We start from the raw sequence: 15,116 nt of genomic DNA on the forward strand, positions 1-15,116 counted from the left end.
GCCGGATAGGCTCTCGGCGATGCCCTCACTCTCCGACACCACCGCCGTCGTCTCCGCGCTGCGCGCCGCGGGCTGCGTCTTCGCCGAGGACGAGGCCGACCTCATCCTCGCCACCGCCCGCACCCCGGACGAACTGGCCACGATGGTGGACCGGCGCACCGCCGGACAGCCCCTCGAACACGTCGTGGGCTGGGCCCGCTTCCACGGGCTGCGGGTGCTCGTGGAACCGGGTGTGTTCGTGCCCCGCCGCCGTACCGAGTTCCTGGTCGACCAGGCCCTGGCGCAGGCCCCGGACGCGTCCGTCGTCGTGGACCTGTGCTGCGGCTCCGGCGCGGTGGGCGCGGCCCTCGCCGCCGCCCTCGGGGACGCCGAACTGCACGCCGCCGACATCGAACCGGCCGCGGTCGACTGCGCGCGGCAGAACATCGCCCCCTACGGCGGACACGCACACCTCGGCGACCTGTTCGACGCCCTGCCCGCCGCCCTGCGCGGCCGGGTCGGCATCCTCGCGGCCAATGTGCCCTACGTCCCCAGCGGCGAGGTGGGCCTGCTGCCCGCCGAGGCCCGCGACCACGAGCCGCTGGTCGCCCTCGACGGCGGCGGCGACGGCCTCGACGTGCTGCGCAGGGTCGCCGCCGGTGCGCCCGAGTGGCTCGCGCCCGGCGGCTGCGTCCTCGTCGAGACCAGCGAACGGCAGGCCGAGGCAGCCGTCGAGGCCTTCGCCGCATTCGGCCTGACCGCCCGGCTCGCGGTCTCGGACGAGCTGTACGCCCACGTCGTGGTCGGCGTACGGGACCAGGACTAGGCCGTCGCCCCGCTGCCCGAGGGGCTCGGGCACGGTGAGCGGTCGCCCGGGCGCTGCCACGGACCGCCGTGGTCGTGCATACCGCCCCGGCCCATGAAGTCGCCCGAGAAGGCGGCCGAGGCGGTCAGCTTGCCGTCGTCGCCGCGGGTGCCGACCAGGAACGCCGTCGCGTCCTTCTTGAGCGAGTCGGCGTCGCCGCGCACCTTGACGTCCGAGCCCACGGTCCACGTCCACGACGCGCCGTCGTCGCTCTTCACGGTGACCTGGCCGTCGGCCACCTTCCCGACCGTGCCACGCTGCCAGACCCGTACCACGTACTTGCCGGTGTCCGGGTCCTTGACGGTCGCCTCGCCGTGCACGCCCATGACGCCCATGCCGAACGGGCCGTGCCCGGGACGGTGCCCGTCCGGGGCCGAGGACGCCGACGGCGCACCCAAGGCCGCGGGCGACGTGTCGGAGCCGTTCCCGCCGGAGCCGGCGGCGAACGCCGCGGCGCCGCCCAGGGCCAGGGCCCCGACGGCGAAGGCGACGGTCACGGCACGCGCGCGGGCCGGCTGCCGGCGCCACAGGGCGAGCGCCCGCGCACCCGGCTCGCGGTCCGGTCCCGGTCCGGCGAGCACTTCCCACCCCGGGTCGGCCCGCGGGGGATGGTCCGGCATCGGCGGGATCGACGGCTCGGTTCCGTCGCCGTCACGGCGGTGTTCCTGCTCGGGTTCGTGCGTCACGGCTCGCTCCCATCGGCGAACGGCACGGGGCACAGCGATGCCTGCCTCTGTGTGAATTGTCGGAGTTCGCCGATAAGAGCCGGGTAAGTTCGATGAACCCGCGGGCGGCCGGCCCCGCTGCCGCCGGCCTTCGCGGCTACGGCAGTTCCAGCGCCCGTGCGATGAGCAGCGCCACGTCGTCGTGGTTGTCGGGGTGGTGCAGCTCCCGCAGCAGCAGGTCGCAGACCTCCTCCAGCGGGCGGGCGGAGTCGTCCAGGAGGGCCAGCAGTGCGTCCAGCCGCTCGTCCAGCGAGTGGCTGCGGGTCTCCACCAGACCGTCGGTGTAGAACACCAGCTCGTCGCCGGGCTCGAAGTCCACGGTCGTCGTGGCGAAGGGGATGCCGCCGACACCCAGCGGGACCCCGGTGGGCAGGTCGAGCAGTTCCGGCGGCCGGCCGGGGCGGACCCGGGCCGGCGGCAGATGGCCGGCGTTGGCGATCCGGCACTGCCGCAGCCGCGGATCGTGCACGGCGTACACGCAGGTCGCGATGGAGTGGTCGAGGCCGGAGGTGGTCTTGTCCAGGTGTTCGAGCAGGACGGCCGGGTCGAGGCCGAGGGAGGCCAGCGTGTTGGTCGCGGTGCGCAGCCGGCCCATCGTCGCGGCCGCGTTGATGCCGCTCCCCATCACGTCGCCCACCACCAGGGCCGTTCTGCCGCCGTCCAGCGGGATGACGTCGAACCAGTCGCCGCCCACCTCGACGGTGGCGCCGGCCGGCTGGTAGCGAGAGGCGACTTCCAGGCCGTTGGTGACCCGGGGGTGGGTGGGGAGCAGGCTGCGCTGGAGGGTGAGCGCGGTGGTGCGGGCGTTCTGGTACCAGCGGGCGTTGTCGATCTGCACGGCCGCGCGGGCGGCCAGTTCCCGGGCCAGCAGCAGATCGTCGTCGTCGAAGGGCGCCGGATTGCGTGTGCGCTTGAGTTCCAGGGCGCCCAGTACCTCACCGCGGGCGATCAGCGGCACGGCCAGGTACGAGTGCAGTCCGGCCCGGGCCAGCAGCTCGGCGGCCTCGGGGGAGCGGGCGATCCTCGGCAGGGCCTCGTCCTTGACCTGCGGCACCAGGACCGCCTCACCGGTCCGTACGCACAAGGTGACCAGCAGGTCCGGGGCGTACCGGGCGACCGTGCCCGGCGCGTCGGCCGCCTGCACCGCGTCCGCGTCCAGCTCCGCGCGCACGGCCAGCGCGCGGAGCATGGCCGGCTCGGCCGGTCCGAGCGTGCTGCGCCGGCCCTCGACCACCGTGTCCAGCAGGTCCACGACCGCCACGTCGGCCAGCTCCGGGACGGCGACGTCGGCCAGCTCGGCGGCGGTGCGCTCCAGGTCCAGGGTGGTGCCGATCCGGGTCGAGGCGTCGGCGATCACGGCCAGGCGCCGGCGCGCGTTGTCGGCCTCGACACCGGCCCGGTAGGGCTCGGTGATGTCGACCACCGAGGTCGCCACGCCCAGGACGTTGTCCAGCGCGTCCTCCAGCCGGTAGACCGACAGCGACCAGATGTGCTCCTCGTCCGGGTCGGCCGGCGTACTGCCCACCGCGGGCTGGTCGATCACCGGCTCGCCGGTCCGCAGCACCCGCAGGTACGCCGATTCCAGGGCGTCGGCATCCATGTGGGGCAGCACCTCGCGGAGCGTCCGCCCCACGTGCTCCTCGGCCGGGACCCCGTTGAGCCGCTCAAGCGCCGGGTTGACCGAGACGAACCGCAGCTTCGTGTCGAGGACGGCCAGCCCGATCGGCGACTGCTTCACGATCCGCTCGGACAGGGCCACGTCCTGCTCCAGCCGGCGCACCGTCGTCTGGTCGGCGGCCAGACCCAGTGCGAAGACGTCGCCGTGGGCGTCCATGAGCCGCATGTTGCGGAACTCCACCACATGGGTGGAGCCGTCCTTGTGCCGGATCGGGAAGCCGCCCGCCCAGCTCTGCCCGGTGCTCATCACGTCCGCGAACAGCTTGCCGACCAGACCGATGTGGCGTTCGTCCACCATCAGCCGGGCCGCGTACTGCCCGAGCGCCTCGTCGGCCGAGTAGCCGAACAGCTCCTCGGCCTGGGGGCTCCACAGCACGATCCGCCCCTTGGCGTCCAGCACGACCGAGGCCATGCCGAGGACGTCGAGCAGCCCGCCCGGACGCACGGGTCCGCGCACCGGCTCCTCGCCCTCGGCCACTGACGCCTCGGCTGGACTCATCCCACGCACCGCCTTCGAACCTGCGCACGGCACGCCGTCCCCCGTGCCGACTCCCCTTGTTCTATCGCGCTCACACCTGACTCTCCGACGCCGCCGCCGACTTTTCCACCATCTCTCAACACGGCGGGTTCCGTACGGCGAAACCACCACCGGTGCGGCAGGGGCGTGAGTTCACCTCCCCGTTCCGTCGTTGGTCTGTACATGCCTGTCAGGGGCACGCCAGACTGACCGCCGCACGCGCCTCCCACCCCCCGAACCGAGGAGTAGGCTTCCATGCCCGCGTCCACCCGGCAACGTTGTCGCGCAGGCCTGACCGCCCTGGTCGCCCTCGCCGCGGCCCTCGCCCTCTCGACCGGCCCGGCGTCTGCCGCCGACACCTGGACCGAGACCGGCTCCGACCGCGCCGACCCGCTCACCGAGAGCCAGGGCCTGACCTCGGTCGAGGTCCCCGCCAACAGTGCCAACCGCTACACCGGCGTCGGCACCATCCCGATCGGCGTCTCCAGCCGCGGCTGGAACCACGTCGGCGACCCCGACGAGTCGTACGACGGCTACTACGTCGAGCCGTACCAGGCCGACTCCGGCACCGCCAAGATGTACCGGGTGCAGGCTCCCGGCGGCGCCTGGTCGGAGTACGTGCACACGCTCGCCTCCGGCGAGGCCCTCAACAACTCCTGGGACGCGATCTCACCCGACGGCCAGTACATGCTCTCCGGCGAGTACGGCACGATGACCCGCTTCCTGGTCTTCCCGACGCCCGGCGTCAACAAGAGCACCTCGCCGTCCGCGAACCTCCCGCTGGCCTCCGTCGTCAACCTGGACCACGCCGTGCGTGACGTCCAGGGCTGCGACTTCTCCGGTGCGACCACGCTGCTGTGCTCCTCGGACGACCCGGACGGCAGCCTCTTCGGCTACACCAAGCCCCTGCTGCAGATCGATCTGTCCGCCCAGCCGGGGTCGAGCGACGTCACCGGTCATGTCACCGCGCTGCGCCAGCTCCCGCTGCGCAGCTCCTGCTCGGGCACCTTCGAGGCCGAGGGCATCGACTACGACCGGCGCACCGGCACCCTGCGCGTCATCGTGATGTCGCCCGGGTTCTGCATCCTCACCGACAGCAAGACGTACAAGTTCACGCGGGGCTGACTTCCCGGCCCGGGTGGTGAACCGGGTTCTGCACCACGGGGAAATCGGTGCTTTTCTGTTGGCATGGCGCGGTTCGCGGGGGAACCCGTGACACCGCGCCATCGCCATCGAGAGGAGCGATCGCCATGGGTCCTGAGCGACTGCACGAGGAACCCGTCTCGCTTGAGATCAGCGGATGCAGCAAGGAAGACGCCCGGATCGTTTTCGACGCGCTGTGCCAGTGCTTCGAGTCCGACCGGGAGGCCGAGGACGTGCCCCAGCAGCTCCACGAGAGCCGCCCGATGGTGTGGCTCGGCACGTTCGAGGTCACCGACGCCCACGAGTGCACCCCGCCGCCCCGGCTCGCGGCCTCGGTCGAGGCCGACGCGCAGGGCGGCTACTGGGCGATCGACCGGCTCCGTAACACCCTCGACTCCCTGTTCACGGTGCGCAACCTGTCCTCCGCCTCGGGCGACCAGGAGAAGGAACTGCACGTCCTGCTGGAAAGCCGGTGATCGGTGGTCTGTCCGGTGATCTCAGACACGTAACCCCGGAGCCTTTGTGCAACTAGTTGCACAATCCGTGCGCGGTCCTCTAGAACTGGTGCGACGACACCGCGCACGGAGGCCCCGATGAGCCGTTACCCGCACCTGCTGAAACCCCTCGACCTGGGCTTCACGACCCTGCCCAACCGCGTGCTCATGGGCTCCATGCACGTGGGCCTGGAGGAGGCCGAGCGCGGCTTCGAGCGGATGGCGGAGTTCTACGCGGCCCGGGCCCGCGGGGGAGTGGGCCTCATCGTCACCGGCGGCATCGCGCCCAACGAGGAGGGCCGGCCGTACGAGGGGGGCGCCAAGCTCACCACGGAGGAAGAGGCCGGACAGCACCGCGCCGTCACCGAGGCCGTGCACCGCGAGGGCGGCCGGATCGCGATGCAGATCCTGCACTTCGGCCGGTACGCCTACCACCGGGACCTCGTCGCGCCCAGCCCGCTCCAAGCCCCGATCAGCCCCTTCCCGCCCCGTGAACTCACCGACGAGGACATCGAGCGGACCATCGAGGACTACGTCCGCGCCGCCCGCCTCGCCCGGCAGGCCGGCTACGACGGCGTCGAGATCATGGGCTCCGAGGGCTACCTCGTCAACGAGTTCATCGCCGCCCCGACCAACCACCGCACCGACCGCTGGGGCGGGTCCTACGAGAACCGGATGCGGTTCCCCGTCGAGATCGTCCGGCGGGTGCGCGAGGCCGTCGGCACGGACTTCATCATCGTCTACCGGCTGTCCATGCTGGACCTGGTCCCAGGCGGTTCCTCCCTGGACGAGGTGATCACCCTCGCCCGGGCCGTCGAGGCCGCCGGGGCGACCATCATCAACACCGGCATCGGCTGGCACGAGGCCCGGATCCCCACCATCGCCACCTCGGTGCCGCGCGGTGCCTACACCTGGGTCACCAGGCGGCTGATGGGCGAGGTCTCCGTCCCGCTGGTCACCACCAACCGCATCAACACCCCGGAGCTCGCCGAGGAGTTGCTCGCCGGAGGCGGCGCCGACATGGTCTCCGTGGCCCGCCCGATGCTCGCCGACCCCGACTTCGTCGCCAAGGCCGCGGCCGGCACCCCCGAGGCGATCAACACGTGCATCGGCTGCAACCAGGCCTGCCTCGACCACACCTTCAGCGGCAAGGTCACCTCCTGCCTGGTCAACCCGCGCGCCTGCCACGAGACCGAACTGGTCCTCGCCCCGACCCGGCGGCGCAAGCGCGTCGCGGTCGTCGGCGCGGGTCCGGCCGGCCTCGCCTGCGCGGTCTCCGCCGCCGAACGCGGCCACCAGGTCACCCTGTTCGACGCGGCCGCCGAGATCGGCGGCCAGCTGAACGTGGCCCGCAAGGTCCCCGGCAAGCAGGAGTTCGACGAGACCCTGCGCTACTTCCGCCACCAGCTGGACGCCCACGGCGTGGACGTACGCCTGAACACCACCGTGGAGCCCGAGGACGTCACCGGCTACGACGAGGTCGTGGTCGCCACCGGCGTCACCCCGCGCACCCCCGACATCCCGGGCGTCGACCACCCCCGCGTCCTCGGCTACCTCGACGTGCTGCGCGACGAAGCCCCCGTCGGCGACCGGGTGGCGATCCTCGGCGCCGGCGGCATCGGCTTCGACGTCGCCGAGTACCTCACCGACGGCGGCGACAAGGCGAGCGAGGACCCGGCGACGTACTTCAGGCACTGGGGCGTCGACATGGACTACCGGGCCCCCGGCGGCCTCACCGCCCCCGAGCGCCCCGCGCCCCCGCGCACCGTCCACCTGCTCCAGCGCCGGACCGGCAAGGTCGGCGCCGGCCTCGGCAAGACCACCGGCTGGATCCACCGCGCCGAACTCAAGCACCGGGGCGTCACCATGGTCCCGGGGGTGCGGTACGACCGGATCGACGACGCCGGACTGCATGTCACCGTCGACGGGGAGAGCACCGTCCTGGAGGTCGACACCGTCGTGCTGTGCACCGGGCAGGAACCGCGCCGGGACCTGTACGAGGAGCTGGTCGCCGCCGGCTGCAGCGCGCACGTCATCGGCGGTGCCGACGTCGCCGCCGAGCTGGACGCCAAGCGGGCCATCAAGCAGGGCACCGAGCTGGCGGCCGCCCTGTAGGGGCCGTCCCTAGGATGAGCCCATGTCACTCCCGCACGCGATCCTCACCGCCCTGCTAGAGAAGCCGTCGTCGGGGCTGGAGCTGACCCGCAGGTTCGACCGGTCGATCGGCTACTTCTGGTCGGCGACACACCAGCAGATCTATCGCGAGCTGGGAAAACTGGAGGCCGAGGGCTACATCCGCACCCTGCCGGCCGAGCAGCCGGCCCGCGGGCAGAAGAAGAGCTACGAGGTGCTGCCCGCGGGCCGCGCCGAACTGGCCCGCTGGACCGCCGCCGCCCAGGACCCCAAGCCGCAGCGGGACGTGCTGCTGCTGCGGTTGCGCGCGGCGGCGGTGGTCGGCACCGATGGACTCGAAGCCGATCTTCACCGTCATCTGGAACTGCACCGGCGGCAGCTGGCCGAGTACGAGGAGATCCAGCGGCGCGACTTCCCGCCGGGCAAGGACGCCCCCGAGGACCGGCTGCGGCATCTGGTGCTGCGGGCCGGCATCGACCTGGAGTCCTTCTGGACGCGGTGGCTCAGTCAGGCTCTGCGGGAGTTCGGCGAACTCCCGGAGACCTGAGCGGGGTCAGAGCCGGTACGGCTTCGAGCGCTTGCGCAGGTACCAGCCGGTGGCGATGACGCCCGAGCCGACCAGCGCCGCGCCGACGCCCAGCGTGAGCGGGCCGTAGTCGCGGGCGGCACCGCCCAGACCGCCCATCACGCCCCGGGAGGGCGCGGCCGACCTGGTGGTGGAGGAGGTCGTCGGCGTCGTCGGTGCCGCGGCGGTTCCGGACACGATCACCGACTGGGTGCCCGCCGTCCCGCCGTTGGAGCAGACGACGACCACCGTGTAGGTGCCCGGCGACACCCCCGACCAGGCGGCCGACTGGCTCACCGTGGTGCCTGCCAGAGCCGCCTGCCGCCCTTGGGCGAAGGCGGTCTGACCGCTGTTGAGCAGCGAGGCGTTGCCCCAGCTGCCGCCGCTCTGCGTGCAGGCGCTGGTGACCACCGAGACCGTGGTGCCGGTGGTGCTCACCGAGATGCCCGAGAGCGCGGCGGACGGCCCGGCGAGCCAGGTCGGGAGCGCGGCGGCGGCCGCCAGGGTCAGGCCGGAGCGGAGGAGAAGTCGTGAGTTTCGCATGTGGCTGCCCTCCGGCGGCACGGTAGGCGGAACGTCCCTTGCGCCGCCGAGGATCGGAGACTCCCGTGCTGCCTCAGGGTCAGCCAAAGCGGCGTCGGCCCGCGCCGCACCCGGGGGCGGCCGTCCAGGTGATCTATTCCTCCGTGCAGCCCAGGCCGGGACGCCGTTCACGCCCCCGTCGTGACGGCGCGCCGCGCCGACCACCCGCCCCAGGTCCCGTCCGGCAGCCGGGCCCGTAGTCGCACATGGTGCAACACCCCATGGTCCCGCCCGACATAGAAGCTATAGGTCGAGTGGCCTTTGGGTGGGATGCCGCCCCAGACCAGCGAGGTCGTCGTACCTCCGTCGAGCCGGATCTGGTACTCCGTGATCACTCCGTCCACGCGCGGTGGATCCCAGGCCAGGTCGAGATAGTACGCCCCGCTCTCCTCATGACTCCCGGCCGTGAACGCGGTCGGCGCGGTGTTCCGGCCGTCGTCGCTGCCCGGTGTGGTCAGGCGCACCGCCGCGCCGGCCGGCGAGAGGTTGTCGGCCGCGTCCCGGGCCCGGACGGTGAACACATAGGGCGTACCCGGCCGCAGCCCCGTGACCACGGTCGCGGTCTGGTTTCCGCCCACACTGTGGATCTTCGCACCGCCCTGGTAGATGTCGTACGACACCACCGCCCGGTCGTCCTTCGCGGCGTCCCAGGACAGCTGCACCGCACGGCTGCCCACGGTCCGGCCGCTCGGGTGCGCCGGCCGGGTCGGCGCCGAGCGGTCCGCCGCGACCACCGCCGGGGTCGTCGCCCGCACCGCACGGCTGCGCGGGCCGAGACTGCCGTCGTCGCCCCGCGCCCGGACGGTGAACGCATACATGGTGGACGGCCTGAGCCTGGTGACGTCCACCATGTGCTGTGACCCCGGCACTTCAACGACCTTCGTGGTGCCGCGATATACCTCGTAGCCGCGGACGCCCGAGCCGGCCGGCAACGCGTTCCACATCACGTGCACACTCGTCGCGCTCCCGGCCGCCGCGGTGACCCCCGTCGGGGCGCCGGGCAGCCGGCCGCTGTCGCCGTCGGCGGTCCCGCCCCAGCCGCAGGACGTCATGAACAGCAGGGCGCAGACCAGGACGACAACACGGCGCACGGTTCCGCCTCCCCGGGGACGGCAGGACGGCAAAGGTCCGGACCAATATGGCCTGCCCGGGATGCGGACATCAAGAGGGCCGTATTGGAGACAGTGGGGGAGAGTTACGTATGCTGAGGGCTCTGCGGCCGAACTTCCCGAGAGGAAAGGGGAGTTCGCGCCCGTGGCGCGGAACGCTGTCGTCGCTGATCCCGCGCCGACGCGGGCGGCCGGGGCGACCGGGCTGACACCGGCTCAGCGCCCCGGCCCCTGACGGATGCTCACGGAGTGTCACTTCGTTGCTCCGTACGGCCCTGTACGGCCCCCTCTTCCTGGCCCGGCCGCCCCGCCCCCACCACATTGGTCCGGTTGACTCCATGTCCCCCACGGAGAGGGTCCCTCATCGTGCGTCTCCAGACGCTGACGCTGGCCACCGCCGGCGCCGCCCTGCTCGCCCCGACCACACTGCCCGCCCCCGCCGCCTCGCTCACCGCCCCCGGAGCCCGGCACCGGATCACCGCCACCGACCTGCTGCACCGACTGGACCGGCTGCGCGACTGCACCGAGGTCTCCAAGGCCCGTTATCGCACCGACGCCGGAACCGCCGCCACCGTCCCCGTGTGCGGCGGCGACCAGGCCGTCTTCTGGGAGGCCGACCTCGACATCGACTGCGACGGCCAGGTCACCGCTCACTGCAACCGCACCGCCGACCCGGCGTTCTACGCCGCCACCGCCTTCCAGCAGTCCGACGGCAGCTACCTCAACGCCGAGACGCTGCCCTACGTCGTCGTACCGGGCCCCAGCAGCCGCTGGGACTACCGGAAGTCCGGCATCCAGGGCGGTGCGGTCGCCGCCGTGATCTACAAGGACCGGGTGCAGTACGCCGTCGTCGGCGACACCGGACCGAGCGACATCATCGGCGAGGCGTCGTACGCCACCGCTAAGGGCCTGGGCGTGAACCCCGACCCACGCGTCGGCGGGGTGCCGTCCGATGTCACCTACATCGTCTTCAAGGACTCCGTGGTCAAACCCATCGAGGACGGCGACGCGGCGCAGGCGGAGGGGGAGCGCCTGGCGGCGCTGTTCGCCGAGGGCGGCTGACAGGCCGCCCCCGGCGGGGGCAGACGGCCGCGCAGCCGTTGTCCACCGGCAGGATCGCGCCGTTGATGTCGCCGGCCGCGTCCGAGGCCAGGAAGACGATCACGGCCGCCTGCTCCTCGGGTCTGCGCGGCAGCGCGGCCGGAGCCGCCTACACGGCCTCGAAGCACGGTGTCGTCGGTCTGGCCATGAGCCTGGCGGTGATGTACCGCACCAGGGGCATCCGGGCCGACGCGGTGGGTGTACCGGTCCTGCGAGGGCGCCCCGCGTCGCCCTCGCCGGCCGGCTGACCGCACGGCGGTGGGGACCGGCGCCGGGGGACAGGCGGCAGCGCCGTCATGAGCCGCCGGAATCCCCCAGGGGGTGTCAGACCTTGCGGTAGGAGTACGCCTCCGCGGCGGCCGCCTCCACGGCGCCGAGGTCCGCGCCGGTGGCCGCCGTCACGACCGCGGCGACCGCGCCCTCGACGAACGGGGCATCCACCAGGCGGGTGGCGTCCGGGAGTTCGTCGCCCTCGGCGAGCAGCGCCTTCACCGTGAGCACCGCGCTGCCCAGGTCGGTGAGGACGGCGACGCCCGCGCCCCGGTCCACGGACGCGGCGGCGGCCGCGATCAGCTCCGCGCTGGTGCCGAGCCCACCGCCCTCGGTGCCGCCCGCCGCGGCGACCGGTACCGCCGTACCACCGCCCGCCAGGCCCTTGGCCAGCTCGGCGACGGAGGCGGCGACCTCCGCGCTGTGCGACACCAGCACGATCCCGACCAGCTTGTCGTCACTCATCGGCTGCCTCCTGAAGTCCCGCGACGAGCAGCGCCGACGAGGTGGCCCCCGGATCCTGGTGACCGATGCTGCGCTCCCCGAGATAGCTCGCCCGGCCCTTGCGGGCCTGCAGCGGTGTGGTCGCCAGGGCGCCCTCCTCGGCGGCGGCCCGCGCCGCGCCGAAGCCGTCGCCGAGCGCGTCCACCGCCGGCACCAGGGCGTCGATCATCGTCTTGTCGCCGGGCGCGGCACCGCCCAGCGCCATGACCTTGTCCACCCCGGCCCGCAGCGCTTCGGCGAGCTGGGCCTCGCTGACCTCGGCCGCATCGCCGAGCGCCTTGCCGGTACTGCGCAGCAGGGTGCCGTACAGCGGCCCCGACGCGCCGCCGACGGTGGAGATCAGCCGGCGCCCGGCGAGCGTCAGCACGGCACCCGGGGTGTCGGGCGCCTCCTCCGCCAGCGCGGCCACCACCGCCCTGAACCCGCGCTGGAGGTTGCTGCCGTGGTCCGCGTCCCCGATGGGGGAGTCGAGGGCGGTGAGCCGCTCGGCCTCACGGTCGACGGAGGAGGCGGTCGCCGCCATCCAGCGGCGGAAGAAGTCGGCGTCGAGCACGGGATCTCCTTGCTTTTGCTACGGGCGCGGGTCGCTGCTTTTCCTCGCTCACATGCCCCAGCGCAGGGCCGGCGTGTTCACCGGGGCGTCCCACAGCCGCAGCAGGTCCTCGTCGACCTGGCAGAGGGTGATCGAGGCGCCGGCCATGTCCAGGGAGGTGACGTAGTTGCCGACCAGCGTGCGGGCGACGGTGACACCGCGCTCGGCGAGCACGCGCTGGACCTCGGCGTTGAAGCCGTACAGCTCCAGCAGCGGGGTCGCGCCCATGCCGTTGACCAGGACGAGCACCGGGTTGCGCGGCGACAGGTCCTCCAGTACCGCGTTGACCGAGAAGTCGGCGATCTCGCCCGAGGTCATCATGGCCCGCCGCTCCCGGCCCGGCTCGCCGTGAATCCCGATGCCCAACTCCAGTTCGCCGGGCGGCAGGTCGAAGGTGGGAGTGCCCTTGGCCGGGGTGGTGACCGCGCTCAGGGCGACACCGAAGCTGCGGGAGTTCTCGTTGACCTGGCGCCCGATGGCCTCCACCCGCTCCAGCGGCTGTCCCTCGGCCGCGGCAGCGCCCGCGATCTTCTCCACGAAGAGGGTGGCGCCGGTGCCGCGCCGGCCGGCGGTGTAGAGGCTGTCGGTGACGGCGACGTCGTCGTTGACGAGTACCTTCCCGATCTGGATGCCCTCGTCCTCGGCGAGCTCGGCGGCCATGTCGAAGTTGAGCACGTCGCCCGTGTAGTTCTTCACGATGAACAAAACGCCGGCGCCGCTGTCCACGGCCGCGGCGGCCCGGGCCATCTGGTCCGGGACCGGTGAGGTGAACACCTCACCGGGACAGGCCGCCGACAACATCCCGGGGCCCACGAATCCGCCGTGCAACGGCTCGTGCCCGGAACCCCCGCCCGACACGAGTCCGACCTGCCCGGCGACGGGAGCGTCCCGCCGTACGATCACCCGGTTCTCCACGTCGACGGTGAGATCGGGATGAGCGGCCGCCAGGCCCCGCAGCGCATCCGCCACCACGGTTTCCGGGACGTTGATCAGCATCTTCATAGCTGTCTCCCATGTAGCTTAGCAAGTAGTTCCCTGACCGGCATTTTCCCTGCTCAAGCGAGGTGTAACCGGGTGTTGACCTCGGCGGTCCCGGACGCTTGGCGGCGGGTCCTGGCGGCACTGGTGCTGACCAGCTGCTGACTCAACTGACGGGTCATCAGTCTCTCCGGGGATCCCTTGAGGTCGGTGGCCGGGCATCCTGCTCATCAGTATCGACCTTGCGGCAGCGAAGGTCATGTGCGCTGCGGGTCCTTCGTTCCGCCGGCGCCGGCGGTGTCGCTGCCGGGGCCCCACGGCTTCCCGAGGCGGATGTGCAGGGCGTGTACGTGAACCGGAGAGCGACGTGCGCCACGGTTGTCGGGAGAGCCTGCCGCCGGTGTCGGTCGAGCACGCCGGCTCCCGCAGGGTGCCCGCCGTTTTGACCGAGGTGGCGCCGAGAGCCGGGAACCACGACGGAGCCGGCGGAGGAAGCACCACCTTGGCGAACAGCAGCAGCACGGCAAGCCACGCGAGGGTCAACTCCCCGGCACCCCAGAGAGGATGACGGATGACGTGGCCTTTCCACCGTCCCCTCACGGGCCGAGCGTAGCCGCAGGTACCCCGGACGCGCCCCCTGTCTTCGGGAGCCGGACGACCCGCACTCCACCGGCGCCGACAGACGCATCCGCCGACAGCCGGCGGCGCCGTGAGCGGAGCCGCCGGCTGTCGAAGACGCTCGTCGCTCAGGCGCTGCTGGGCGGGCCCGCCCAGCGCTGGTTGTAGCGGCGTGCCGCCCGGTCGTTGAGCGCGCTGCCCGCTCGGCGGAGTGTCCGCAGCCAGGCGGGTCCAGCGGAGACGTCCAGGGCGTGCCCCTGCTTTGTTTCCGTGCGCTTCCCGGTCTGCTCGGCCGCATCGTCAGGTGCCGGAGGCAGCACTCGGGCGGCCAGTCCGCTCGCCCGCGTCACCAGGCGGGGTGCGACTCCGTGAGCGAGTGAGGCGATGCGGGCCACCGGGGTGAGCACCAGCCGGGTGCGCCTGCGTTCCACGGCGCACACGATCCTGTCCGCCGCGCGCTCGGCGTCCATCGACAGCAGCGGGGTTCCCGCCAGCGCCGAGAACCAGGCGAACTCGGCTTCCGACCGGCCGCCGAACTCCGCCTGCAGGTGGGAGCCGGTCCGCATCAGCCCGGGATGGACCGTGGTCACGCTCACCGCGCTCCCCGCGGTTTCCTCCTGGAGTCCCTCGCCGAGCGCGCGCACCGCGGCCTTGGCGCAGGAGTACGGCACCAGATGGGGGACCGCCAGCAGTCCGCCGACCGAGCCCACCAGGCCCAGGCGACCGCCCGCGGGGCTGCGCCGCAGGTATGGCAGGGCGGCGAACGCGGTGTGGAGGGTGCCGTAGAAGATGGTTTCCATGGCGTCCCGGAACGCCTGCGGTCCCGCCGCCTCGGCGGGCGCCACCTGGATCACTCCGGCGTTGGCGATCACGAGATCGAGGCCGCCCTCCTGCTGTGCCGTCTGCCGCACCGCGGCCGTCACCGCTCGTTCGTCCCGCACGTCGCACACCATGGCGCGCGCGGCGCGGCCGGTACGGCTCTGTATCCAAGCCACGGCCCGGTCGAGTTCGTCGGTGTCCCTGGCCAACACGGTCACCCGGTAACCGCGCCGGGCCAGCCGGGCCGCTATCAGCAGCCCCAGACCGCGGGAGCCGCCGGTCACCAGGGCCGAGAGGCCGTCAGGCACGGGTCGGTCGGTCGCCGTCATGTCGTCACCTCGCTTTTCGGAGAGAGGCAGAGAGCCCGTTGGCCAGTTGAGGCCGCGCGGCCGGTGGCGCCCAGAACGCGCCGGCGCACCTCTGCTCACGACCGCAGGACATGTGC

14 protein-coding genes and 2 pseudogenes are annotated in these 15,116 nt (G+C 72.6%); 7 read left to right on the plus strand and 9 right to left on the minus strand.

The window, feature by feature from the left end; all coding sequences use genetic code 11:
* Positions 1 to 19: 19 nt before the first annotated feature.
* Positions 20 to 805 carry a putative protein N(5)-glutamine methyltransferase gene (locus tag ACZ4N4_RS30975; protein ID WP_467594947.1) on the plus strand — a complete coding sequence of 262 codons (786 nt, stop codon included), beginning with the start codon at positions 20 to 22 and terminating at the stop codon, positions 803 to 805.
* Here the strand turns inward: ACZ4N4_RS30975 and ACZ4N4_RS30980 are convergent.
* On the minus strand, positions 802 to 1,530 hold the full coding sequence (locus ACZ4N4_RS30980; RefSeq protein ID WP_467594950.1) for a hypothetical protein: 729 nt from the start codon (positions 1,528 to 1,530) through the stop codon (positions 802 to 804). The two genes, ACZ4N4_RS30975 and ACZ4N4_RS30980, sit on opposite strands and share 4 nt — an antisense overlap.
* 136 nt (positions 1,531 to 1,666) lie before the next feature.
* A complete protein-coding gene (locus tag ACZ4N4_RS30985; protein ID WP_467594952.1) occupies positions 1,667 to 3,745 on the minus strand; it encodes a SpoIIE family protein phosphatase in 2,079 nt (692 codons plus the stop codon).
* Between the two features lie 273 nt (positions 3,746 to 4,018).
* Here ACZ4N4_RS30985 and ACZ4N4_RS30990 point away from each other — a divergent pair, with 273 nt between their 5' ends.
* The 4 genes from ACZ4N4_RS30990 (at position 4,019) to ACZ4N4_RS31005 (ending at position 8,080) form a co-directional block, all read left to right on the plus strand.
* Complete coding sequence (locus ACZ4N4_RS30990) at positions 4,019 to 4,888, plus strand: hypothetical protein (RefSeq protein WP_467594955.1); 870 nt, start codon at positions 4,019 to 4,021, stop codon at positions 4,886 to 4,888.
* Between the two features lie 125 nt (positions 4,889 to 5,013).
* Positions 5,014 to 5,382 carry a hypothetical protein gene (locus ACZ4N4_RS30995; protein WP_453564430.1) on the plus strand — a complete coding sequence of 123 codons (369 nt, stop codon included), beginning with the start codon at positions 5,014 to 5,016 and terminating at the stop codon, positions 5,380 to 5,382.
* A 117-nt stretch (positions 5,383 to 5,499) separates the two neighbouring features.
* Entirely contained in the window at positions 5,500 to 7,515 is a 2,016-nt protein-coding gene (locus ACZ4N4_RS31000) for an FAD-dependent oxidoreductase (RefSeq protein WP_453564432.1), read from the plus strand.
* A 22-nt stretch (positions 7,516 to 7,537) separates the two neighbouring features.
* Positions 7,538 to 8,080 (plus strand): PadR family transcriptional regulator, encoded by a 543-nt coding sequence (locus tag ACZ4N4_RS31005; RefSeq protein ID WP_467594959.1) that lies wholly within the window; start codon positions 7,538 to 7,540, stop codon positions 8,078 to 8,080.
* Between the two features lie 6 nt (positions 8,081 to 8,086).
* On the opposite strand, the gene ACZ4N4_RS31010 is transcribed toward ACZ4N4_RS31005, so the two are convergent.
* Both ACZ4N4_RS31010 and ACZ4N4_RS31015 read right to left on the minus strand, forming a co-directional pair.
* Positions 8,087 to 8,641 (minus strand): hypothetical protein, encoded by a 555-nt coding sequence (locus tag ACZ4N4_RS31010; RefSeq protein WP_453564435.1) that lies wholly within the window; start codon positions 8,639 to 8,641, stop codon positions 8,087 to 8,089.
* 167 nt (positions 8,642 to 8,808) lie between these two features.
* The gene (locus ACZ4N4_RS31015) at positions 8,809 to 9,732 is read right to left on the minus strand and encodes a fibronectin type III domain-containing protein (protein ID WP_467595162.1); all 924 of its coding nucleotides are present in this window, start codon (positions 9,730 to 9,732) and stop codon (positions 8,809 to 8,811) included.
* Between the two features lie 423 nt (positions 9,733 to 10,155).
* Between ACZ4N4_RS31015 and ACZ4N4_RS31020 the strand changes: the two genes are divergently transcribed.
* Positions 10,156 to 10,851, plus strand: coding sequence for a glycoside hydrolase family 75 protein (locus ACZ4N4_RS31020; protein ID WP_467594962.1), 696 nt, complete (start codon positions 10,156 to 10,158; stop codon positions 10,849 to 10,851).
* Positions 10,852 to 10,873: 22 nt separating this feature from the next.
* Here the strand turns inward: ACZ4N4_RS31020 and ACZ4N4_RS31025 are convergent.
* Positions 10,874 to 10,969: pseudogene (locus ACZ4N4_RS31025) on the minus strand (3-ketoacyl-ACP reductase); the annotation flags it as partial.
* Here ACZ4N4_RS31025 and ACZ4N4_RS31030 point away from each other — a divergent pair.
* Positions 10,965 to 11,087: pseudogene (locus ACZ4N4_RS31030) on the plus strand (SDR family NAD(P)-dependent oxidoreductase); the annotation flags it as partial. The pseudogenes ACZ4N4_RS31025 and ACZ4N4_RS31030 overlap by 5 nt on opposite strands.
* Positions 11,088 to 11,214: 127 nt before the next feature.
* On the opposite strand, the gene ACZ4N4_RS31035 reads toward ACZ4N4_RS31030, so the two are convergent.
* The 4 genes from ACZ4N4_RS31035 to ACZ4N4_RS31050 all read right to left on the minus strand — a co-directional run bounded on the left by ACZ4N4_RS31035 (position 11,215) and on the right by ACZ4N4_RS31050 (position 15,000).
* Entirely contained in the window at positions 11,215 to 11,625 is a 411-nt protein-coding gene (locus ACZ4N4_RS31035; protein ID WP_453564440.1) for a PTS-dependent dihydroxyacetone kinase phosphotransferase subunit DhaM, read from the minus strand.
* Positions 11,618 to 12,217, minus strand: coding sequence for a dihydroxyacetone kinase subunit DhaL (gene dhaL / locus ACZ4N4_RS31040; RefSeq protein WP_362564837.1), 600 nt, complete (start codon positions 12,215 to 12,217; stop codon positions 11,618 to 11,620). The genes ACZ4N4_RS31035 and dhaL overlap by 8 nt, the downstream gene beginning before the upstream one ends.
* A gap of 48 nt (positions 12,218 to 12,265) precedes the next feature.
* Positions 12,266 to 13,258, minus strand: a complete 993-nt coding sequence (gene dhaK / locus ACZ4N4_RS31045; RefSeq protein ID WP_467594966.1) for a dihydroxyacetone kinase subunit DhaK — start codon at positions 13,256 to 13,258, stop codon at positions 12,266 to 12,268.
* A gap of 722 nt (positions 13,259 to 13,980) precedes the next feature.
* A complete protein-coding gene (locus tag ACZ4N4_RS31050) occupies positions 13,981 to 15,000 on the minus strand; it encodes an SDR family NAD(P)-dependent oxidoreductase (RefSeq protein ID WP_467594968.1) in 1,020 nt (339 codons plus the stop codon).
* Between the last annotated feature and the right edge of the window lie 116 nt (positions 15,001 to 15,116).

The organism is Streptomyces sp. NPDC026538 (assembly GCF_055567535.1).